Below are 20,060 nucleotides of genomic sequence, written 5' to 3'. Positions count from 1 at the left end.
TGAGGCTCAGTGCCCCATGCCGAGGCCGCCGTCGACGGGGATGACCGCGCCCGAGATGTAGGCGGCATCGTCCGAGGCGAGCCACGTGACCACGCCGGCGACCTCGTCTGCGGTGGCGAAGCGACCGGCCGGGATGCTGGCCTTGTACTGCTTCTGCGTCTCCTCGGGCAATTCCGCGGTCATGTCGGTCTCGATGAAGCCGGGGGCCACCACATTGGTCGTGATGCCACGGGCACCGAGCTCGCGGGTGAGCGAGCGGGCGAAGCCGACCAGGGCGCTCTTCGAAGCCGCGTAGTTGACCTGCCCTGCGGAGCCGAGCAGGCCGACGACGCTGGAGATCAGGACCACCCGGCCGAAGCGGGCACGCAGCATCCCCTTCGACGCACGCTTGACGACACGGAACGTCCCGCCGAGATTGGTGGAGACCACGCTGTCGAAGTCGTCCTCGCTCATGCGCATGAGCAAGGTGTCCTTCGTGATGCCGGCGTTCGCCACGAGGATCTCGATCGGACCGAGCTTCTGCTCGACCTCGGTGAACGCGGCGTCGACCGCCGCAGCATCGGTCACGTCGGCGCGGACGGTGAGCGTGCCCTCCGGGCCCTCGCCGCTGCGCGCGGTCACCGCGACACGGTATCCGTCACGGACGAAGCGTTCGGCGATCGCGCGGCCGATGCCGCGGTTTCCGCCGGTGACGAGGACGACGCGGTCAGCGCTCATGGGTGCTCCAGTTCTTCGAGGTCGCTGGCCATCCTATCGACCGGCGCGCGATCCGAGAGCGTGTGCTCGGCGTAGGCTGGAGGCACCGTGAAGCACACCCGAACCGCACCCTCAGTCACCTCTCTTCCGCAGGCGCCGAATGACGAGGCGAGCCACCGTGTGCGCCGATACGCGCTCACCATGGGCATCCGCACGGTGTGCTTCGTCCTGATGGTGCTCGTGCAGCCGTACGGCTGGTGGACCTGGGCGTTCGGGGTCGGCGCCGCGATCCTGCCGTACATCGCTGTCGTGTTCGCCAACGCGGGCAGCGACAGCAACGAAGTGCTGGCCGAGTCGCCCGAGCTGCAGCTCGAAGCGCCCGCCGCGCCCGTGGACGATGCTGCGGAGCATCCGACCGTCGTCACGATCGACGAGAAGCGGGATGACGCGCGGTGACCGAAGACCTGGAGTGCTCCCGGGCCGGATGCCGGCTGCCGGCCACTCATCACATCCTGTGGCGCAATCCGCGCATCCATGCCGAGGACCGCACGAAGGTCTGGCTGGCGTGTGATGAGCATGTCGGCTTCCTGAGCGAGTACCTGCGGTCGCGGGAGTTCCCCGTCGAAGTACGAGAGGGCCTTCCGGAGTGAACAATCGTCTGGTGCGCTGGGGCGTCTACGTTCTGGTGGCGGCGCTGTTCGCCGTGGTCTGCGTCTTCCTGTCGCACTGGCAGTTCGACAGGAACGAGGAGAAGGCTCGGCAGATCGCCCTCGTCGAAAAGAACTACGACGCCGCCCCCGTGCCGCTCGCGGACGCGATCGGCACGGACGGCAAGCTCGCGTCGTCCGATGAATGGCTGCCCGTCGAACTGCGCGGCACCTATCTCGCCGATCAGCAGCTGCTCGCCCGCAACCGGCCTCACGGCGGGACGAGTGCGTTCGAGGTGCTGGTGCCGTTCCGTGATGAGGACGGCCGCGTCTTCATCGTCGACCGCGGCTGGGTGCCGCCCGCGGAGGACTCCAGCCCGTCGGCGGTCCCCGCTCCCCCGTCCGGTGAGGTGACCGTGATCGCGCGGCTGCGTCCGGGCGAACAGGTTCCGCCGTCGGGGCGGGGCGCGCCGGAAGGGCAGGTGCCCACCATCAACCTGGCTCTGATCGCCGAGCAGACCGGGCTGGATGACGTGATCACCTCGGCCTACGGGCAGCTGGTGTCCGAGGACCCGTCTGCTGAGGCGCTGGGAGGCTTCGAGAAGCCGACCGAAGACCCGGGCCCGCACCTTTCCTACGCGATCCAGTGGATCCTGTTCGCCGTGATGGGCTTCATCTTCATCGGCTACATCATCCGCACCGAGGTCACCAAGGCGAGGGAGGACGCCGCGGGGCGTCCGCCCCGCGCTCCCCGACGCCGACGGGACAGGGACGCCGAGACCGAGGACGCGCTGCTCGACGCGCAGGTCTGACCCACGCCTCAGAACAGGTCGACGATCCGGTCCAGTGCGCGGATGCTGGGCACGCCCGGCGGCGCGACCTGATGGCCACCGTCGAAATGCACGAAGCGGGTACCGAGGTCGGCGGCGATCTCCCGGTCGTGGTTCGTGTCGCCGATCATGAGCACCTCGTCGGCAGCGAACGGCGACGTCTGCAGCCAGCCGGCGATCACGTCGTGCTTCGACGGGTGGTAGGCGTCGGAGATCGAGAGGACCTGATCGAAGCGGTGTCCGACACCGTGCGGCTGGAGTTGACGCGCGAGCAGGTCCGGCAGCGTCGCGGAGGCGAGTACCTGAGTCATGCCGTCATCGGTCAGCGCGGCCAGTGTCTGGTCGGCGCGGGCGTGCAGCGGTGCCTCTCCGGTGCGCTCCTCGAGCCATGCGAGATACTGCTCTGCTGCGTGCAGGAAGCGATCGTCGCCGATCCCGACATCCGCGTAGAACTCCCTGATCGGAAAGCGGAACGTCGCGCGGTAGGCCGCAAGGTCGGCGAACGGCTCGCAGTCGTGGGCTGTCAGCACGCGGTTCATCACCTGGCGGCAGATCTCCGCATCGTCGAGCAGCGTCCCGTTCCAGTCCCAGCAGATCGCGCGTATGCCCACCCCGGCATACTACGGGGAGGGGATGCCCGGGGCGCCCCAGGAGCCTGCCGTGCCGAAGCCTCCGACGGCCTACGCGAGCTCGATGAGGTCCTGGTACTCCTTGCTCCAGATGTCCTCGACACCGTCGGGCAGGATCAGCACGCGCTCGGGATTCAGCGACTCGACAGCGCCGGGGTCGTGCGAGACCAGCACCACGGCACCTTCGTAGTGTGCAAGGGCACCGAGGATCTCCTCGCGCGAGGCGGGGTCGAGGTTGTTGGTCGGCTCGTCGAGCAGCAGCATGTTCGCGGACGAGACCACAAGGGTCGCGAGCGACAGGCGGGTCTTCTCACCACCGGAGAGCACGCCGGCCGGCTTGAGCACGTCGTCACCGGTGAACAGGAACGAGCCGAGCACCTTCCGCGCCTCGGTCTCGTTGATGTCTGGCGCCGCCGACATCATGTTCTCCAGCACCGAGCGACCGACATCGAGGTTCTCGTGCTCCTGCGCGTAGTACCCGATCTTCAGGCCATGGCCCGGCTCGAGCTGCCCGGTGTCGGACTTGTCCACACCCGCGAGGATCCGCAGCAGCGTCGTCTTGCCGGCACCGTTGAGCCCCAGCACGACGACCTTCGAACCGCGGTCGATGGCGAGGTCGACGTCGGTGAAGATCTCCAACGAGCCGTAGGACTTCGACAGGCCGGTCGCCATGAGCGGCGTCTTGCCGCAGGGCGCAGGCTTCGGGAAGCGCAGCTTGGCGACGCGGTCGACCTGGCGCACCTCCTCCAGCCCGGAGAGCAGCTTCTCGGCGCGCGCGACCATCTGGTGCGCGGCCGCGGCCTTCGAGGCCTTCGCACCGAAGCGCGCCGCCTGCAGCTGCAGCTGGGTGGCCTTCTTCTCGGCGTTGGCGCGCTCCTTCTTGCGGCGCTCCTCGTCGGCCACCCGCTGACGCTGGTAGTTCTTCCAGTTCATGTTGTAGATGTCGATGATCTGGCGATTGGCGTCCAGGTAGAACACCCGGTTCACGGTCTCACCGACCAGCTCGACATCGTGGCTGATCACGATCAGCCCGCCCTTGTAGCCCTTCAGGAACTCGCGCAGCCACACGACGCTGTCCGCGTCGAGGTGGTTGGTGGGCTCGTCGAGGATCATGGTGCCGGCATCCGAGAACAGGATGCGGGCCAGCTCGATGCGCCGGCGCTGACCGCCGGAGAGAGTCTTCAGAGGCTGGTCGAGGATGCGGTCCGGCAGCGACAGGTTGTGCGCGATCGACGCGGCCTCGGCCTCGGCGGCGTAGCCGCCCATCGCCTCGAACCGCTCCGTGAGGTTCGCGAACCGTCGCATCGCCTTGTCGGCGACCTTCGGGTCGTCCGAGGCCATCTCGTGCGACGCGGTCGCGATGCCGAGCTGCAGCGTGCCCAGGCCGCGCGCGTCCAGGATGCGGGTGCGCGCGAGCATCTCCGGGTCACCCGAGCGCGGGTCCTGCGGCAGGTAGCCGAGCTCGCCCGACTTCGTCACCTTGCCGTCCGAGGGCAGCAGGTCTCCGGCGAGCACCTTCGTCAGCGTGGTCTTGCCCGCGCCGTTGCGGCCGACCAGTCCGATCTTGTCGCCATCGGCGACGCGGAAGGACACGCCCGACATCAGCACACGGGCGCCGACGCGGATCTCGAGGTCGTGCACGGCGAGCACAGCAGCATCCGATCTTCGAAGGGTGAGGGAGACGGCCGAATGGCCAGCTGATCAGTATACGTGGCCCGCCTGAGTGAGAACGGTACCGAGGTATGACGCGACTACACCCGTGGGTTGATGTGCGGCCCCTCCCTGCCTTTCTAGCGTTGTGATCGTGGACGCCATCAACGACTTCATCCTCGCCGCAGCGGCATCACCGTGGCTGCTGCTCGTCATGTTCGCCGTCGCCGCGGTCGACGCGGTGTTCCCGCCTGTGCCGAGCGAGACGGTCCTGGTCGCGGGCGCCGCCGCAGCGGCTTCGTCCGGAGGGTGGCCCACGATCCTCGCCCTCGTCGTCGCCGCAGCGCTCGGCGCGATGCTCGGTGACAACCTCGCCTACGCGCTCGGCCGGGCGATCGGCACGAGCAGGTTCCGCTGGATGCGCCGGCCGCGCATCGAGGCGGCGTTCGAGCACGCGCAGCAGGCTCTCGCCCGCCGAGGCGCCACGCTCATCATCGGCGCGCGCTACATCCCGGTCGGCCGCGTCGCGGTGAACATCTCCGCCGGCGCGCTCGGTTACCCGTGGCGCCGCTTCCTGCCGATCAGCCTCATCGCCGGAGCGACCTGGGGACTGTACGGAGCGGCGATCGGCATCCTCGCCGGTAGCTGGCTCGCGAACCAGCCGTTCCTCGCCGCCGTGCTCGGTGTGGTCATCGCCGTCTCCGTCGGCATCGTCGTCGACCGCATCGGCGCTGCTCGCCGGCGTCGTCGCGCCGCAAGTGCCGGCGATGACACCGCCGACGACGCCGCGACCGGATGCGACGCACAGCAGGAGCCCGCCCGGATGGCAGGATGACACCTATGCGGAGGACGGCGAAGCGCAGATCCACGCGCAGAGCGGAGAAGGCCGAGCGCGACGCCGCTGCCAAGGCGGCGAAGGCCGAGGAGGCATCCCAGCGGAAGGCGGCGAAGGCCGAGAAGCGGGCCGCGCGGCGGGAGAATCCCTCTCGCATCATCGTGATGTTCCGGCGCCTGCGCGACCGCCAGACCGCTCAGGTCGTCGTGCTCTCGGTCATCGCCATCGCGCTCTACCCGATCCTCGTGCCGGTGCACGCGCAGCTCTACGGGACCTATCTGCCCGTGGCGATGTTCCTCGGCGCAGCAGCGGTCACCGCACCGCTGATCAGCAGGCACCGCCCGCGCACAGCCGTCGCGCTGTTTCTCGTCGCCGCGGTGCTGCTCCCGTGGATGGCGATCCTGCCCGAGGCTGCGATCGCTGTGCCGTGGCCCTGGTCCGTGCCGATGATCATCGCCTTCGTCGTGTTCCTCATGGCGATCACGCTGCAGCACGGCTGGCGATACGGCCTGTTCGTACTGGTCGCCGGTATCGCGCTCGTGATGCTGCCGGCCGGAGTGATTCCGGACATCTCGGCGTCCGGCGGCCTGATCGCCGACCTCATCGTCACGGCATCGGTCGCCTCCGCCGCATATCTGATCGCCGTTCTGGTGGCCGGGCAGCTGCGCATCACCGATGAACTCGTCAGGGAACGCGCGCAGTCGGCCCAGGAACTGGCCCGCCGCGAGCTGATCGAGGAGCGCACGCGCATCGCCCGGGAACTGCACGACGTGGTCGCGCACAGCATGTCGTTGATCCAGGTCCAGGCCTCGACGGCCCGATACCGGCTTCCCGACATACCGGATGACGCGGCATCCGAGTTCGACGCCATCGCCGCCACCGCCCGCACCTCTCTCGGCGAGATGCGCCGCATCCTCGGTGTGCTCCGCACCGAGGACCACACCGCGGAACTCGCGCCGCAGCGCGGCATCGACCAGCTCGCGGCGCTGGTCGAGACCACCCGCCGTGCCGGTGCCGACGTGTCGCTCTCCGGACGTGTGAAGGGCGACGTCGATGCCTCCGCGCAGATCGCGCTTTACCGCATCACGCAGGAGGCGCTGAGCAACGCGGTCCGGCATGCCCCCGGTGCGGCGATCTCCGTGGCCCTCTCCAGCACCGAGGAGCACATCTCCGCGTGGATCGCCAACGGCACCTCCACCGAGCCGGTCGCTCACACGTGGGGCGGCGGCCACGGTGTCCGCGGCATGACGGAGCGCGCAGAGCTCCTCGGCGGTTCGGTGCAGGCGGGCCCCGACGCCGCGGGAGGATGGGTGGTGTCCGCACGGCTGCCCCGGCATCCGGCATCCGGCGCCGCCGAGAAGGGAACCGCATGACGATCCGCGTGCTCGTGGCCGACGACCAGGGCATGGTGCGTGCGGGTTTCGCGGCACTGCTCGAAGCTCAGGACGGCATCTCGGTGGCAGGTCAGGCCGCCGATGGCGAGGAGGCGGTGCGGCTGTCCGCGCGCCTCGATCCCGACGTCATCCTGATGGACGTGCGGATGCCGGAGTTGGACGGCATCGCCGCGACGCGGCGCATCCTCGGCCCGTCGTACCCCTCGGCCCACCTGCCTCGCATCCTGATGCTGACCACCTTCGACATCGACGACTACGTCTACGACGCGCTCGAGGCCGGAGCGAGCGGCTTCCTGCTCAAGGACGCACTGCCCGACGACCTCGTACAGGCCGTGCGGGTGATCGCCGCCGGCGACGCCCTGCTCTCGCCGCGGGTGACCAGGCGCATGATCGAGCACTTCTCCTCACGCCGGCCGCATGCGCGTCGTGCCGACCCGGCCTTCGCGGAACTGACCGATCGCGAGCGCGAGGTGCTCGTGCTGATCGCGCAGGGACGCTCCAACACCGAGATCGCCGGGGAGCTGTTCATCGCCGAGCAGACCGTGAAGACGCATGTCGGCAAGGTGTTCGCGAAGCTCGGGCTGCGCGACCGCGTGCACGCCGTCATCTACGCCTACGACAACGGGCTGGTCGAGCCGGCCTGATACCCCGGTAGGGGGCATTCCGGGACCAGGGACCGATGTGACGCGGCATACCCCGGAAATAGCCTCCGGACATGCCACGTTCGCCGCAAGCTCCGCTGCCCCTCTCCCCCGCCGCCCGAACCGGGCGCGACCATGCGATCGACCTGATCCGCGCCCTGTGCGTGACAGCGGTCGTCGTGCTGCACAGCCTGATGGTCGGCGTCACCGTCACACCCGACGGCCCCGTGTTCGCCAATGCCGGTGATGCCGGCTGGTGGCTCGTACCGGTCAGCTGGCTGCTGCAGGTGATGCCGCTGTTCTTCGTCATCGGCGGGTTCGCCGGGTTGCGTGCGTACGAGCGGATGCCGGAGGGCTCGGCCACCGCGTTCGTCACCGGGCGTCTGCATCGACTCGTTCTGCCGGCGGTCGCCGTGATCGGGACCGCCGGGGTCGGTCTGGCCGCCCTCACGCTGGCCGGGGTGCCGGCGGAGCTCGTCGAGGTCGCCGGCTTCCGTTTCGGTCAGCCGCTGTGGTTCCTCGCCGTGTTCCTGCTGGCGCAGGCGCTGCTGCCTCTGCTTGTCCGCGCGCACCGCGCCGCGCCGTTCGTCGCTCTCGGCGCGCTCGCCGGAGGTGCCGTGACCGTCGACATCGTCCGCGCAGCGACGGGCGTCGACGCGATCGGATTCCTGAATCTCGGCTTCGTCTGGCTGACCATGCAGCAACTCGGCTTCCTGCTGGCCGATGGATGCATCGACGCGCTGTCACGCCGCATGCGGGTCACGATCGGCTCCGCGGCCCTGGTAGCGCTCGCCACGACCTTCATCACCGGCATCTACTCGCCGGACCTCATCGCCAACATCAATCCGCCGACGGCGGCGCTGATCCTCGTGGGCGTCGTGCACACCGCCGCGTTCTCGCTGCTGCGCGCGCCGATCACAGCCTTCGCCGAACGACAGCGCGCACGCGCCTTCACCGGATTCGTCTCGCAGCGGGCGATGACGATCTACCTCTGGCACATGTCGGTGCTGCTGGTCCTCGCCGGCGGTTCAGCGCTGCTGGCGACGGCGGGAATGCTCGACCTGCCCGCGCCGGCATCGCCCGAGTGGTGGCTGGGCCGCCCGGTCTGGCTGGCACTCGCCCTCGGGATCACCGCCCTGATCAGCATCCCGCTGTCGCGCATCGAGGCGCTCCGTCTGCCGCGGCGTACCGCCCGCGCAGCCTCCGTCGCCTTCGCCGCGACGCTCGGCACCGCGGCCGTCGTGCTTCTGCTGGTACGAGGGACGTCCACGACCACGGTGATCGCGGCACTCACCGCGCTGACCGCCGCGCTGGCGATCGTCACACCGGTGCCGTCACTCGAAGTACAGCGGATGGTGCAGCGCACAGCGCGGATTGAAGGGCGCCCCGCATCCGGGGCACTCGGCGGCCGCCCGGTACTGCTCGATGCTCAGGCCGCGGCCGCACACCCCGCATAGCGCAGCCTCCGCGGTGCTGAGCGCGGCGGGCCACACCGTACGAGGGTGGTCCGCCGCGTCATCGTGGCAGTGCACGCAGGGATACCACTCCCCGCAGCAGTGGAACCGCATCGCGACCACGTCCAGCGGCGTGCGGTAGTGAGCACACCGCGTCTGCGCATCGATGACGGCACCGCGCACTGTTCGCCCGCCGACCAGGATCATCGGACGACGCCGCGAGCCACCAGCGCGTCGCCGACGTCATCCGCGTGCTTCATCGTCAGCACTAGCAGCGGCAGCGCCGCGCGGATGCCGAGACGCACCCCACGAGCGCGCTGCGCATCGCGCACCTGCTCGGCGAGACCGGCGATCACCGGGACCATCGCGATGGCGAGCGAGATCGTGAGGGCGACCGCCTCAGGATCGACACCTAGCCGGCGGAACGGCCGGAGCGCCGCCTCCAGGACGGCCAGCAGGTCGCCCATCCTGGTCGTCCTGGTCACCAGGTCGGCGAGGAGCACAAGGGCGACGACGCGACCGGTGTTCACGACGGCCGGCTCCCATCCGACGAACAACCAGAGCAGCCCGCCGAGCACCAGCACCACCCAGCGCAGCCGCCACCACGCCTCGCCGAGCATCGTCGGCGGAAGGCCGGCCAGCGGATACGCCGCCGACACCGCGAGAAGCACGACGAGCGTTCCGAGCGGAACCGGCCGCCACAGCGACAGCACCAGCGCGCAGAGCACGAGTCCGGCGAGCTTCGCGCTCGCCGGCACCCTGTGCAGCAGCCCGTCTCCGGGACTGTAGAGCGAGATCACGAGCAACTCACCCGGTATTCGTCGATCACCTCGGCGGACTCGCCCTGCGCCCGCACCCGCCCGCCCTCGAACAGCACCGCCTCGTCGCAGCGCGCCGCGAGCTCGAGGTCGTGCGTGACCAGAACCAAGCGCGACTCCAGTCCCAGGAGCAGGTCGCCGACGCGGCGCGCGTTGCGCAGATCGAGCAGCGTGGTCGGCTCGTCGGCGACGACGAGCTCGGGGCCTGTCACCAGCACGGCTGCCAGAGCCAGCAGCTGTCGCTGACCCCCGGAGAGCCCCGATGCAGGGACATTGCCGAGACCCGCCAGTCCGTACTCGGCGAGCACCTGCTCGATACGAGCAGGGATCTCGTGCCGCGGCACCCCGCGCAGCGACAGCGCGAGGTCCTCGGCCGCCGTGGGCATCAGGATCTGCGCCTCCGGGTTCGTGAAGACGAAGCCCACCCTCCGCCGCAGTTCCTTCGCCTCCACAGCGGGGTCGAGGCCGAGCACGCTGATGCGACCGGAGCTCGGCATCCGCAGACCGTTCAGCAGGCGGGCGAAAGTGGACTTGCCCGTGCCGTTGCCGCCGATCACCGCGGTGCGTCGTGCGGTCAGCTGCACGCTCACGTCCGACAGGATCGGGCGGCCCTCCGCCTCGACGCCGACCCGATCGAACGCGATCACATCAGCCGCAGGTGTCTCAGGCCGCATGGACCGCGGCCGGTGCCCGGTTCTCGAACGCCCGCGGGTACGCCCGATGCAGGGCCACGGCGAGCACGGTCGCGGCGACGGCCTTCAGCAGGTCACCGGGCAGAAACGCGAGGCTGGACAGTGCCGTCGGACCCACCGGCACGCCGGTGACCAGCGCCTGTACCGGGATGCCGAACAGGTAGACGACCAGGATGCCGCCGATCCCCGCGGCGAGACCGGCCCGCCACCAGGTGAATCGACCGTGGTGGGCGATGAATCCGATCACTACGGCGCCGACCACCCAGCCCAGCAGGTAACCCGCAGACGGTCCGACGAAGACCCCCAGTCCCCCGCGTCCGCCGGCCAGCACGGGGAGCCCGATCGCGGCGAGGGCCAGCACGAGCAGCACCGACAGCGCACCTCGGCGCGCGCCGAGCACGAGCCCTGCGAGCATCACGCCCAGCGTCTGGGCGGTGATCGGCACGCCCCCGGGCAGCGGTACGACGACCATGCCGAGCACGACGATGAGCGCCGCGAAGACGGCGATGCGCGCGATGTCGGCACCGAGCGGACGAGTGGAAGTGGACATCAAAGCCTCCTGAACACTGTTCACCTGAACGTCGTTCAGTATACTGACGTCATGGCATCCGGACGACACGACCGCGACTCCGTGACGACGCTCGCCCTCGACCTCCTCGATCGCGTGGGCCTGCCCGACCTGTCCATGCGGCGCCTCGCCGCCGAGCTCGAGGTTCAGCCGAGCGCCCTGTACTGGCACTTCGCCAACAAGCAGGAGCTGCTGGCAGCCGTCGCCGACCGCATCCTCTCCCGCATCCCGCAGCCGGAGCCCGGCACCGGCATCGCCGAGATCGCCGTCGGCATCCGGGATGCGCTGCTCGCCTATCGCGACGGTGCAGAGGTCGTGATGTCGACCTATGCGCTGCGGCTGGGCGCACGTCGCGCGCAGGACGCACTGCAGACGGTGGTCGGCGACAGCGCGTCCGCCGACGCCCTGTTCGAGTTCATCCTCGGACACTCGACCCTCGTGCAGCAGCGCATGCACGCGCAGAGCATCGGGGCCGCGACGGATATCGCACATGATCCGACCGAGGATCTCGACGCGGTGTTCCTGGCAGGCATCCGCGCGTTCGCTGCGGTCAGCGCTGTGCCGGATCAGCGGAGCTGACAGCCCGCGCAGCCGGGCCGTCCCCGACCCGGAAGCCGGGAACCGCGGCGATCAGCAGGACCGCCACGGCCAGAGCGAACACCACCGGGAACCCGGAGCCGGCGAGGGGCAGGCTGACGAACAGCAGTCCGGCGACGGCGATAGTCACCGCCGACCCGGTGGAGTCCGAGATCGACAGCGCCGAGGAGTTGAACCCCTCGTCAGCCGGCGTCGAGTACGCGAGCGTGAGCACGGTGAGTCGCGGGTAGAGCAGCCCCATGCCCCCGCCGGCGAATCCCCAGAGCACGACGACCGCCCACGGAGCTGCGTGCAGCAGCGAGACCGCCAGCACGCCCCCGAAGCCGATCAGCATCAGCACGGTGCTGATCGCCACCATCCGGCGGCTGCCGAGCCGTTCGCCGTATCTGCCCTGTACCGCCGAACCGCCCGACCACGCCAGTGCTGAGACCGTGAGCGCCAGGCCGGCGATCGTCGGGCTGAAGTCGAACCGCTCCATGAGCATCTTGGGCACGTAGGCCTCGGCCGCGAAGAACGCTCCGGCTGCCAACCCGCGCATCAGCACGACGCTCGGCAGCCGCGGGGCGGCCCGCAGCGTGCCCATCGGAAGCAGTGCGCGGATCGCGAACGCGATCACGACGACGGATGCCGCGGCGAGCGGCCACCCCGCCGCCGGCGCGAGATCCGCCGTGAATCCGACCGCCACCGCTGCGATCGCGACGACCACTGCGAGCAGGATGCGCACGCCGATGCGGACACCGACGGGCGTCCCCTCGGCGGGAGGAGTCCCGGCATCGCCCGGATGCGCGTTCAGGTCGACCCCGCGCAGGCGCACAGCGACCAGTACGAAGGCGAGTGCCGTGAGCACGGCGACGCCGAGGAACGCCCACCGCCAGTGCAGGTACTGCGCCACCGCTCCGGCCAGGAACGGGCCGACCATCGACGGCACCACCCAGGCTGCGGCATAGGCGGCGAAGATCCTTCCGTGCAGCTGCGGCGGATACACCCGCGCCACGACGACGTACAGTGCGACCGTCTGCCCACCGCCGCCGAGGCCCTGGATGAGGCGTCCCAGCACCAGGGTGTACATATCGGTAGCCAGCCCAGCGATCAGCAGCCCGACCGTGAAGAGGGCGATCGCGGTGTACAGCGGCGCACGCGGACCCGCCCGATCGCTCCAGGCGCCTGCCGCGACCATCCCGATCACGCCGGTCGCCAGGGTACCCGCGAACGCGACGGCGTACAGCGCCTCACCGTGCAGGTCCGAGGCGACGAGGGGCATCACCGTGGTGACCGCCAGCGCCTCGATCGCCGCCAGGAAGATCAGGACGACCGAGCCGACGGTGATGCCCAGTCGCGGTCCGTCCCAGATCGTCGGCGCGGATGCCGGGGCGCTCACGCGCCGACCAGCGGCACGATCCGCTGCACGGCCTCGCGGATGATCTCGGGACTGGTCCCGAAGTTCAGTCGCACATGCCCGCGCCCCTCGGCACCGAACGCGGGGCCGAAGTGCAGCGCCACCTTCGCCTCGCGGAGGATGCGCTTCGCCGGGTTGTCGCCCCAGCCCAGATCGCTCAGATCGATCCAGGCGAGATAGCCGGCATCCGGCATCCGGTAGCGGGATCCGGGCAGGTGTTCGGTGAGCAGGTCGCCCAGCAGGCGACGGTTCTCGTCCAGGGCGGCGAGCAGTCCGTCCAGCCACGCGTCGCTCTCGGGAGAGAAGGCGGCGACGGCCGCCAGCACCCCGAACTGACCCGTGCGCCACTCCACCTCGACCGGCAGGCCGCGCAGGATCGCCGTCTTCTCGTCGGAGGCCGCGATCATCAGTGCGCACTTCAGGCCGGCGAGGTTGAACGCCTTGCTGGCGCTCGTCACGGCGAAGCCGACGCGCGCCGCCGCATCCGACGCCGCGAGGAAGGGTGTGAACCCGGCATCCGGCTGCACGAGCGGCGCGTGGATCTCGTCCGAGACCACGACGGCGCCGTGCCGCTCTGCGATCTCGGCGAGACCCGCGAGCGATTCGAGGGTGTGCACCGAGCCGGTCGGGTTGTGCGGGTTGCACAGCAGCACCGCGCGGGCGCCGGCGGTGAGAGCGGCCTCGATGCCGTCGAGGTCGAGCTCCCAGCCCGAACCGGTGTCGCGCAGCGGCACGCGCTCGACGACCCCGCCCGCCTCGTCGACCAGATCGAAGAACGGCGGGTACACCGGCGGTGTCACGACGACGCGCTCCCCCGGCGCGATCTCACGACGCAGGATCTCCACCACACCCATGCTCACGTCCGCCGTGGTGCGGATGCGGGCGGGATCCGGCCGCCAGCCGAACCGACGCTCGGCGAAGGCCGCGTAGGCCTCGGGAAGCGGCGTCTGCGAGGCGACGTAGCCGGTGTCGCCGATGCGCACGGCGCGCTCGAGCGCGGCACTGATCGCCGGCGCGAGAGGGAAGTCCGTCTCTGCGACGAACAGCGGCAGGATCTCCGCCGGGTACTCCCGCCACTTCTCACTCGACCGCCGGCGCAGGACGTCGAGAGGAAGGGCGCGAAGGGGGGTGGCGGTCATGGGAAGAGCCTATCGATGGGATCGTGCGTCCGGCCCCGCCGGCTCGGGAACCGATGCGAAAGGGCACGGCCGTCATGCGGCCGTGCACTTTCGGAGGAGTGTCAGATCGCGAAGCCGAGGGCGCGCATCATGTCGCGTCCGTCGTCGGTGATCCGCTCAGGACCCCACGGCGGCATCCAGACCCAGTTGATGCGGAACCGGTCGACGACGCTGTCCAGCGCCTGCGCGGTCTGCTCCTCGAGCACGTCGGTGAGCGGGCATCCGGCGCTGGTCAGGGTCATGTGGATGACGAGCGCGTCGTTCTCGTCGTCCCAGGCGAGATCGTAGATCAGTCCCAGATCGACGACGTTGATCCCGAGCTCGGGATCCATGACGTCCTTCAGAGCCTCGGTGACCTCGTCGTACTTCTCGTCGGTCAGCGTTGCGGTCATGGCCTCAGCCTACGCTTCGATGGGAGCGGAGGGGTCGAGGAACCGGTCGTAGCCCTCGTCCTCGAGACGGTCGGCCAGCTCCGGGCCGCCCTCCTCGACGATCTTGCCCGCGACCACCACGTGCACGAACTGCGGACGGATGTAGCGCAGGATGCGGGTGTAGTGGGTGATCAGCAGCACGCCGAGGTTCGTCTGCTCCTTGGCGCGGTTCACGCCCTCCGAGACGATCTTCAGCGCGTCGACGTCGAGGCCGGAGTCGGTCTCGTCGAGCACGGCGAACTTCGGCTTCAGCACCTCGAGCTGCAGGATCTCGTGGCGCTTCTTCTCGCCGCCGGAGAAGCCCTCGTTGACGTTGCGCTGAGCGAACTTCGGGTCCATGCGCAGGTTCGCCATCGACGCCTTGACGTCCTTGGTCCACTGTCGGATGGAAGGAGCCTCGCCGTCGAGCGCGGTCTTCGCCGTGCGCAGGAAGTTGGTCACGGTGACGCCGGGGATCTCGACCGGGTACTGCATGGCCAGGAACAGGCCGGCACGGGCGCGCTCGTCGACGCTCATCGCGAGGACGTCCTCACCGTCGAAGGTGATGGAGCCCTGAGTGACGGTGTACTTCGGGTGACCGGCGATCGTGTAGGCGAGGGTCGACTTGCCAGAGCCGTTCGGGCCCATGATGGCGTGCGTCTCGCCGGTCTTGATGGTCAGGTCGATGCCGTTGAGGATCGGGGTGGTTCCGGCATCCGTCTCGACCGTCACGTGCAGGTCGCGGATCTCAAGAACAGACATTCAGATTTCCTTCGTTTCTCGTGCGAGGGCGGCTCAGGCCGCGACCGTCGCACTCGGGTCGATGAGCACGTCGTCTCCGTCGATCGTGACGGTGTAGACCGGGACGGGCTCGAAAGCAGGGAGGTTGAGAGGCTTGCCGGTGACGAGCGAGAACGCCGAGCCGTGGGCCCAGCACTCCAGCGTCTCACCCTCGACGAAGCCCTCGGACAGCGAGATGTCGCCGTGGGTGCAGGTGTCGCCGATCGCGTGCACGACATCGTTCGAGTCGCGCACCACCGCCATCGGCTTGCCGTCGAGCACCACGCGCAGCGGCGTGTCCTGCTCGAGCTCGCTGAGTGCGCAGGCACGCACCGCGGTCACGCGTTCACCTCGGCGAGTTCGGCCTCGATGGCGGCCATGAGCTCCTCCTCCAGCGACGGGATGCCCAGACGCTGGACGATGTCGCTGAGGAAGCCGAGCACGACCAGACGTCGCGCCTGCTCCTCATCGATGCCGCGCGCCTGCAGGTAGAACAGCTGCTCGTCGTCGAAGCGCCCGGTGGCGCTGGCGTGGCCCGCGCCGACGATGTCGCCGGTCTCGATCTCGAGGTTCGGGATCGAGTCGGCGCGTGCGCCCTCGGTGAGCACCAGGTTGCGGTTCGCCTCGTAGGAGTCGGTGCCGACGGCGTCGGCACCGATCAGCACGTCGCCGATCCAGACGCTGTGCGCGCTCTCGCCCTGCAGCGCACCCTTGTAGAGCACGTCGCCGACGGTGTGCGCACCCTTGTGATACAGGTACACCTGCGACTCCAGGTGCTGCCCGGCGTCGGCGTAGGACAGGCCGTACAGGCGTCCCTGCGCGCCGTTGCCGGCGAGCTCGACGTTCGGGTTCACGCGCACCAGGCCGCCGCCGAAGCTGACGATCGAGTGGGTGAGGGCCGCGTCACGGCCGACCTGCACCTGGTGGGACGCCGCGTGCACGGCGTCGTCCTGCCACTGCTGCACACTGACCACGGTGAGCTTCGCGCCGTCGCGGACCAGGATCTCGACATTCTGCGCGTACTGGGCCGAACCCACGTGACGCAGCAGCACGGTGGCGGAGCTGTTGACGCCGGCCTCGATCACGATGTGACCGTCGGCACGGCGCTCGGCGCCCTGACCGGTGACGGTCACGACGATCGGCTCGGCGACCTCGGCATCCTGCGGGATGTCGATGTGCAGCGCCTCAGCCGAGCCCTTCCAGGCCACGGCGGAGACGACGTCCTCGGGACGGAAGAACTCGCCGCGCGGCGCGGTGCCGGCCTCCAGCGGAGCGCCCACGTACTCATCGGAGCTGACCTCGTAGGTCACGCCGTCGTTCTGCGCCGCGACCTCGAACAGGGCGCGCAGCTTCTCGACGGGCGTGTGCTTCCAGTTGACCTCACGGCCGTTCGGAGCGCCGAAGTCGTCCGGCTCGAACGAGTGCGGCCGCTCTGAACGGGTCTGCACCGGCACGAAGGCAGGCTCGACCTCGATGTATGCGGTTGTCACGGGTCAGCCCACCGAACCTTCCATGCCCATCTCGATGAGCTTGTTCAGCTCCATCGCGTACTCCATCGGCAGCTCACGCGCGATCGGCTCGATGAAGCCGCGCACGACCATCGCCATCGCCTCGTCCTCGGGCATGCCGCGGGACTGCAGGTAGAACAGCTGCTCCTCGCTGACCTTCGAGACCGTGGCCTCGTGGCCGAGCTGCACGTCGTCGACGCGGATGTCGATCGCCGGGTAGGTGTCGGAGCGGGACTGCGTGTCGACCAGCAGTGCGTCGCAGCGCACGGTGTTCGCGGAGTGGTGCGCGGCGGGGTCCACCCGCACCTCGCCACGGTATCCGGCGCGGCCGCCGCCGCGGGCGATCGACTTCGAGACGATCGACGACTGCGTGTACGGCGCCATGTGGATCATCTTCGCGCCGGCGTCCTGGTGCTGGCCGGGGCCGGCGAACGCGACCGATAGGGTCTCGCCCTTGGCGTGCTCGCCCATCAGATAGATCGACGGGTACTTCATCGTCACCTTGGAGCCGATGTTGCCGTCGACCCACTCCATGGTCGCTCCCTCGTGCGCCACGGCGCGCTTGGTGACCAGGTTGTAGACGTTGTTCGACCAGTTCTGGATCGTCGTGTAGCGAACGCGGGCGTTCTTCTTCACGATGATCTCGACCACGGCCGAGTGCAGCGAGTCGGACTTGTAGATCGGGGCGGTGCAGCCCTCGATGTAGTGCACGTAGCTGTCCTCGTCGGCGATGATCAGCGTGCGCTCGAACTGGCCCATGTTCTCGGTGTTGATCCGGAAGTAGGCCTGCAGCGGGATCTCGACGTGCACGCCCTTCGGGACGTAGACGAACGAGCCGCCGGACCACACCGCGGTGTTCAGCGCGGCGAACTTGTTGTCCCCAGGGGGGATGACGGTGCCGAAGTACTCCTCGAAGAACTCCGGGTGCTCGCGCAGCGCGGTGTCGGTGTCCATGAAGATGACGCCCTGCTCCTCCAGGTCCTCGCGGATCTGGTGGTACACGACCTCGGACTCGTACTGGGCGGCGACACCGGCGACCAGGCGCTGGCGCTCGGCCTCGGGGATGCCGAGGCGCTCGTAGGTGTTCTTGATGTCGTCGGGGAGTTCCTCCCACGACTGCGCCTGCTTCTCGGTGGAGCGGACGAAGTACTTGATGTTGTCGAAGTCGATCTCGCTGAGGTCGGCGCCCCAGGTCGGCATCGGCTTGCGACCGAACAGCGAGAGACCCTTCAGACGGGTCTTCAGCATCCACTCCGGCTCGTTCTTGAGCCCGGAGATGTCGCGCACGACGGCTTCGCTCAGGCCGCGCTTCGCGCTGGCGCCGGCGACGTCCTCATCGTGCCAGCCGAACTCGTACACCCCCAGACCATCGAGCTCGGGGCGGTCGATCAGCACATCCGACATACACACTCTCCTCTACAGGCCGCAAACGGTGTCATCCGCCCCGGCATGCCCGACCCCCGTCGAGTGAACGGGGACTGGGATACCGCTGTGGGGCCCTCATCAGCGACGCATTCATCGCGCCTAAACTGTTGCTGATGCGTCTCGCGCTCCGCGCGCGCATCGCAACAATCCGATTCTACAGGTTTCGCCGACATCCGAGCCGTTCTTCCCGGATGCCTGCGGGCCGGAGGTGCCATGCACGCCAGTTCCGTCACGTCTGCCGCCGAGACGCGGGTCGTCGCCGTCACCCGCCCGCTGCGGGTGTTCGCCTGGCTCTCGTTCCTGGCCGAGGTGATCATCATCGGCACCGGTGGCGCGGTGCGTCTCACCGGCTCAGGCCTCGGATGCTCCGACTGGCCGCTGTGCACGCCCGAGTCCCTGATCCCGCTGCCCGAGCAGGGCATCCACGGCATCATCGAGTTCGGCAACAGGACCATGACGGGTGTCGTCGGCCTGGTCGCGCTGGCGGTGGTCCTGCTCACCGTGCACGCCGTCGGCGGGCGCTCGCTCGTCTTCCGCGCGCTCTGGTTCGCACTCGGCGGAGTGGTGCTGGCCGTCGCCGTGTACGCGATCGCCGCGGGAGCCGGCGTCGTCTACTCGGCGGCGCTGATGTCCGCAGCACTGCTGATCTCGGTGCTCGCGGGCGCGATCGACTCACTGCGCCGCACCGCGCGACGTCGCGATCTGGCGCTGCTGGCGTGGATCACCCTGGCGGGCGTGATGGCCCAGGCCGTCGTCGGCGGGTTCGCCGTGCTGACCGAGCTCAACGCCTTCATCGTCGGCTTCCACTACGCCTCCTCGCTGCTGCTCGTGTGCGTCACGGCCGCGTTCCTCGTGCGGATGAACGCGACTCCGGGGCCGCGGAAGGCGGCCGTGCCGCGCTGGTTCGCCGTCCTCACCCACGTCACCGGGCTCGCCCTGGCCCTCACCATCCTGTTCGGCGTGCTCACCACCGGCTCCGGTCCGCACTCCGGCGACGCGAACATCCAGCGCAACGGGTTCGACGCCACCTGGCTGGCGCACGTGCACTCCTGGCCGGGTTACCTGCTCGCCGCACTGATCGTCGTGCTCCTGATCAGTGCCTTCGTGCTGCGCCTGCCGCCGCGCAACTGGCTGATCGTGCTGGCCGCCGCCGTGCTCGTGCAGGTTCTGGTGGGCGTGCTGCAGGCTCGGCACGGCCTACCGCCGGTACTGGTCGGCATCCACATGATGCTCGCCTCGCTCTCGGCAGCCGCCTACACCGTGGTCGTGCTCAAGCTGAAGCGCCCGGCCTCGGCCTACGAGACCCCGACCCTCGCCGAGCACGCAGGTCACGCATAGTCGGCGCATAAGCCGCGCATCAGGCGGTCCGGAAGAGTTCCGGACATGAAGAAGACAAGCCTGTTCCGTTCCGTCCCCTATCTCCTTCTGGTGCTGCTCTCGCTCGCCGGGATCGGCGTCGGGGGCTGGCTGTCCACCCGCCAGATCGGTGCGATGACCTCCGCACTGCTGGACGGCACCGCCACGGGCGTCGAGGTCTACGCCGGGCAGAGCTGGGTCATGCTCGGCGCGGTCGTGCTCGGCGCAGGCGTGATCGGCCTGCTGCTGGCTCTGGCCCTCGCCGCCGCCAAGGCCCTCATCCCTCAGCCGAAGCCCGAGACCGTCGAGCCGATCGACTGGACCGCGCAGCAGGAGTCACCCGTCGTCGACGCGACGGACCTCGAGGAGACCTCGGACGTCACCGCACCGGTCGAGGAGGACTCCCCCACCGCGTCCGTGGGCGCGGCATCCGCTCGCTGAGCCGGAACAGAAGGAGGTCGGCCCCCCCCCCCGGGGGCGCCCGGCGCCCCCGGCACCCCCGCAATACCCCCCCCCAACACCCAGCCCCCAAACACCACCCCGCAGCCCCCGCGCG

The 20,060-nt window shown here is 69.4% G+C and carries 23 protein-coding genes and 1 pseudogene; 10 read left to right on the top strand and 14 right to left on the bottom strand.

Annotation, left to right across the window (positions count from 1 at the left end):
* Nucleotides 1-6 precede the first annotated feature (6 nt).
* Entirely contained in the window at nt 7-717 is a 711-nt protein-coding gene (gene fabG / locus ACFVAE_RS01540) for a 3-oxoacyl-ACP reductase FabG (protein ID WP_378858927.1), read from the bottom strand.
* A gap of 87 nt (nt 718-804) precedes the next feature.
* Between fabG and ACFVAE_RS01535 the strand changes: the two genes are divergently transcribed.
* From ACFVAE_RS01535 to ACFVAE_RS01525, 3 genes are read left to right on the top strand one after another with little or no spacing between them, the layout of a single operon-like run.
* Nucleotides 805-1,152 (top strand): DUF3099 domain-containing protein, encoded by a 348-nt coding sequence (locus ACFVAE_RS01535; RefSeq protein ID WP_378887217.1) that lies wholly within the window; start codon nt 805-807, stop codon nt 1,150-1,152.
* Nucleotides 1,149-1,346, top strand: coding sequence for a hypothetical protein (locus ACFVAE_RS01530; protein WP_378887215.1), 198 nt, complete (start codon nt 1,149-1,151; stop codon nt 1,344-1,346). Before ACFVAE_RS01535 ends, ACFVAE_RS01530 begins: the two co-directional genes overlap by 4 nt.
* Nucleotides 1,343-2,155 (top strand): SURF1 family protein, encoded by an 813-nt coding sequence (locus ACFVAE_RS01525; RefSeq protein WP_378887213.1) that lies wholly within the window; start codon nt 1,343-1,345, stop codon nt 2,153-2,155. Before ACFVAE_RS01530 ends, ACFVAE_RS01525 begins: the two co-directional genes overlap by 4 nt.
* An 8-nt stretch (nt 2,156-2,163) precedes the next feature.
* Here ACFVAE_RS01525 and ACFVAE_RS01520 read toward each other — a convergent pair whose 3' ends face one another.
* A complete protein-coding gene (locus tag ACFVAE_RS01520; protein WP_378887211.1) occupies nt 2,164-2,784 on the bottom strand; it encodes an HAD family hydrolase in 621 nt (206 codons plus the stop codon).
* 69 nt (nt 2,785-2,853) lie between these two features.
* Nucleotides 2,854-4,452 (bottom strand): ABC-F family ATP-binding cassette domain-containing protein, encoded by a 1,599-nt coding sequence (locus ACFVAE_RS01515; protein ID WP_378887209.1) that lies wholly within the window; start codon nt 4,450-4,452, stop codon nt 2,854-2,856.
* 154 nt (nt 4,453-4,606) lie between these two features.
* Here ACFVAE_RS01515 and ACFVAE_RS01510 point away from each other — a divergent pair, with 154 nt between their 5' ends.
* The 4 genes from ACFVAE_RS01510 to ACFVAE_RS01495 all read left to right on the top strand — a co-directional run bounded on the left by ACFVAE_RS01510 (nt 4,607) and on the right by ACFVAE_RS01495 (nt 8,779).
* A complete protein-coding gene (locus ACFVAE_RS01510) occupies nt 4,607-5,287 on the top strand; it encodes a DedA family protein (protein ID WP_378887207.1) in 681 nt (226 codons plus the stop codon).
* 5 nt (nt 5,288-5,292) lie between these two features.
* A complete protein-coding gene (locus tag ACFVAE_RS01505) occupies nt 5,293-6,660 on the top strand; it encodes a sensor histidine kinase (RefSeq protein ID WP_378887205.1) in 1,368 nt (455 codons plus the stop codon).
* Nucleotides 6,657-7,325: a response regulator gene (locus tag ACFVAE_RS01500; protein WP_378887203.1), complete on the top strand. Its 669-nt coding sequence runs from the start codon at nt 6,657-6,659 to the stop codon at nt 7,323-7,325. Before ACFVAE_RS01505 ends, ACFVAE_RS01500 begins: the two co-directional genes overlap by 4 nt.
* A gap of 71 nt (nt 7,326-7,396) precedes the next feature.
* Nucleotides 7,397-8,779 carry an acyltransferase gene (locus tag ACFVAE_RS01495; RefSeq protein WP_378887201.1) on the top strand — a complete coding sequence of 461 codons (1,383 nt, stop codon included), beginning with the start codon at nt 7,397-7,399 and terminating at the stop codon, nt 8,777-8,779.
* An 18-nt stretch (nt 8,780-8,797) separates the two neighbouring features.
* Here ACFVAE_RS01495 and ACFVAE_RS01490 read toward each other — a convergent pair.
* The 4 genes and pseudogenes from ACFVAE_RS01490 to ACFVAE_RS01475 form a co-directional block, all read right to left on the bottom strand.
* Nucleotides 8,798-8,890 (bottom strand): annotated as a pseudogene (locus ACFVAE_RS01490) (CHY zinc finger protein); the annotation flags it as partial.
* Between the two features lie 89 nt (nt 8,891-8,979).
* On the bottom strand, nt 8,980-9,576 hold the full coding sequence (locus tag ACFVAE_RS01485) for an energy-coupling factor transporter transmembrane component T family protein (protein ID WP_378887199.1): 597 nt from the start codon (nt 9,574-9,576) through the stop codon (nt 8,980-8,982).
* Nucleotides 9,573-10,184: an energy-coupling factor ABC transporter ATP-binding protein gene (locus tag ACFVAE_RS01480; RefSeq protein WP_378887197.1), complete on the bottom strand. Its 612-nt coding sequence runs from the start codon at nt 10,182-10,184 to the stop codon at nt 9,573-9,575. The genes ACFVAE_RS01485 and ACFVAE_RS01480 overlap by 4 nt, the downstream gene beginning before the upstream one ends.
* A gap of 73 nt (nt 10,185-10,257) precedes the next feature.
* Nucleotides 10,258-10,836 carry a biotin transporter BioY gene (locus ACFVAE_RS01475; RefSeq protein WP_378887195.1) on the bottom strand — a complete coding sequence of 193 codons (579 nt, stop codon included), beginning with the start codon at nt 10,834-10,836 and terminating at the stop codon, nt 10,258-10,260.
* A gap of 51 nt (nt 10,837-10,887) precedes the next feature.
* Here ACFVAE_RS01475 and ACFVAE_RS01470 point away from each other — a divergent pair, with 51 nt between their 5' ends.
* On the top strand, nt 10,888-11,433 hold the full coding sequence (locus tag ACFVAE_RS01470; protein WP_378887193.1) for a TetR family transcriptional regulator: 546 nt from the start codon (nt 10,888-10,890) through the stop codon (nt 11,431-11,433).
* Here ACFVAE_RS01470 and ACFVAE_RS01465 read toward each other — a convergent pair.
* From ACFVAE_RS01465 to sufB, 7 genes are all read right to left on the bottom strand, one after another.
* A complete protein-coding gene (locus ACFVAE_RS01465) occupies nt 11,405-12,829 on the bottom strand; it encodes an MFS transporter (RefSeq protein ID WP_378887191.1) in 1,425 nt (474 codons plus the stop codon). The two genes, ACFVAE_RS01470 and ACFVAE_RS01465, sit on opposite strands and share 29 nt — an antisense overlap.
* Complete coding sequence (locus tag ACFVAE_RS01460; protein WP_378887189.1) at nt 12,826-13,986, bottom strand: MalY/PatB family protein; 1,161 nt, start codon at nt 13,984-13,986, stop codon at nt 12,826-12,828. The genes ACFVAE_RS01465 and ACFVAE_RS01460 overlap by 4 nt, the downstream gene beginning before the upstream one ends.
* A 101-nt stretch (nt 13,987-14,087) precedes the next feature.
* Nucleotides 14,088-14,417, bottom strand: coding sequence for a metal-sulfur cluster assembly factor (locus tag ACFVAE_RS01455; protein WP_285630448.1), 330 nt, complete (start codon nt 14,415-14,417; stop codon nt 14,088-14,090).
* Nucleotides 14,418-14,426: 9 nt separating this feature from the next.
* Nucleotides 14,427-15,197, bottom strand: a complete 771-nt coding sequence (sufC, locus tag ACFVAE_RS01450; protein WP_378887186.1) for a Fe-S cluster assembly ATPase SufC — start codon at nt 15,195-15,197, stop codon at nt 14,427-14,429.
* Nucleotides 15,198-15,230: 33 nt separating this feature from the next.
* Nucleotides 15,231-15,557: a non-heme iron oxygenase ferredoxin subunit gene (locus ACFVAE_RS01445; protein WP_378887184.1), complete on the bottom strand. Its 327-nt coding sequence runs from the start codon at nt 15,555-15,557 to the stop codon at nt 15,231-15,233.
* Nucleotides 15,554-16,705, bottom strand: a complete 1,152-nt coding sequence (gene sufD / locus ACFVAE_RS01440; protein WP_378887182.1) for a Fe-S cluster assembly protein SufD — start codon at nt 16,703-16,705, stop codon at nt 15,554-15,556. The genes ACFVAE_RS01445 and sufD overlap by 4 nt, the downstream gene beginning before the upstream one ends.
* A 3-nt stretch (nt 16,706-16,708) precedes the next feature.
* Nucleotides 16,709-18,127 carry a Fe-S cluster assembly protein SufB gene (gene sufB / locus ACFVAE_RS01435; protein WP_378887180.1) on the bottom strand — a complete coding sequence of 473 codons (1,419 nt, stop codon included), beginning with the start codon at nt 18,125-18,127 and terminating at the stop codon, nt 16,709-16,711.
* A gap of 234 nt (nt 18,128-18,361) precedes the next feature.
* Between sufB and ACFVAE_RS01430 the strand changes: the two genes are divergently transcribed.
* Together ACFVAE_RS01430 and ACFVAE_RS01425 are read left to right on the top strand one after the other, a co-directional pair.
* Nucleotides 18,362-19,486, top strand: a complete 1,125-nt coding sequence (locus ACFVAE_RS01430; protein WP_378887178.1) for a heme A synthase — start codon at nt 18,362-18,364, stop codon at nt 19,484-19,486.
* Nucleotides 19,487-19,531: 45 nt separating this feature from the next.
* A complete protein-coding gene (locus tag ACFVAE_RS01425) occupies nt 19,532-19,945 on the top strand; it encodes a hypothetical protein (RefSeq protein WP_378887176.1) in 414 nt (137 codons plus the stop codon).
* The last annotated feature ends 115 nt before the right edge of the window (nt 19,946-20,060 follow it).

Origin of the sequence: Microbacterium sp. NPDC057659 (assembly GCF_042799915.1) — a bacterium.
Lineage (GTDB): Bacteria > Actinomycetota > Actinomycetes > Actinomycetales > Microbacteriaceae > Microbacterium.
Note: the sequence above shows the minus strand (reverse complement) of the source record. Positions and strands in the feature narration are given on the sequence as shown.

Bases quoted from the DNA above. Each gene is read 5' to 3' on its own strand.
- sufB (WP_378887180.1), bottom strand. From the start codon at position 18,127: ATGTCGGATGTGCTGATCGACCGCCCCGAGCTCGATGGTCTGGGGGTG.
- ACFVAE_RS01495 (WP_378887201.1), top strand. From the start codon at position 7,397: ATGCCACGTTCGCCGCAAGCTCCGCTGCCCCTCTCCCCCGCCGCCCGA.
- ACFVAE_RS01460 (WP_378887189.1), bottom strand. From the start codon at position 13,986: ATGACCGCCACCCCCCTTCGCGCCCTTCCTCTCGACGTCCTGCGCCGG.
- ACFVAE_RS01475 (WP_378887195.1), bottom strand. From the start codon at position 10,836: ATGTCCACTTCCACTCGTCCGCTCGGTGCCGACATCGCGCGCATCGCC.
- ACFVAE_RS01470 (WP_378887193.1), top strand. From the start codon at position 10,888: ATGGCATCCGGACGACACGACCGCGACTCCGTGACGACGCTCGCCCTC.
- ACFVAE_RS01455 (WP_285630448.1), bottom strand. From the start codon at position 14,417: ATGACCGCAACGCTGACCGACGAGAAGTACGACGAGGTCACCGAGGCT.
- ACFVAE_RS01430 (WP_378887178.1), top strand. From the start codon at position 18,362: ATGCACGCCAGTTCCGTCACGTCTGCCGCCGAGACGCGGGTCGTCGCC.
- ACFVAE_RS01505 (WP_378887205.1), top strand. From the start codon at position 5,293: ATGCGGAGGACGGCGAAGCGCAGATCCACGCGCAGAGCGGAGAAGGCC.
- ACFVAE_RS01425 (WP_378887176.1), top strand. From the start codon at position 19,532: ATGAAGAAGACAAGCCTGTTCCGTTCCGTCCCCTATCTCCTTCTGGTG.
- fabG (WP_378858927.1), bottom strand. From the start codon at position 717: ATGAGCGCTGACCGCGTCGTCCTCGTCACCGGCGGAAACCGCGGCATC.
- ACFVAE_RS01500 (WP_378887203.1), top strand. From the start codon at position 6,657: ATGACGATCCGCGTGCTCGTGGCCGACGACCAGGGCATGGTGCGTGCG.
- sufC (WP_378887186.1), bottom strand. From the start codon at position 15,197: ATGTCTGTTCTTGAGATCCGCGACCTGCACGTGACGGTCGAGACGGAT.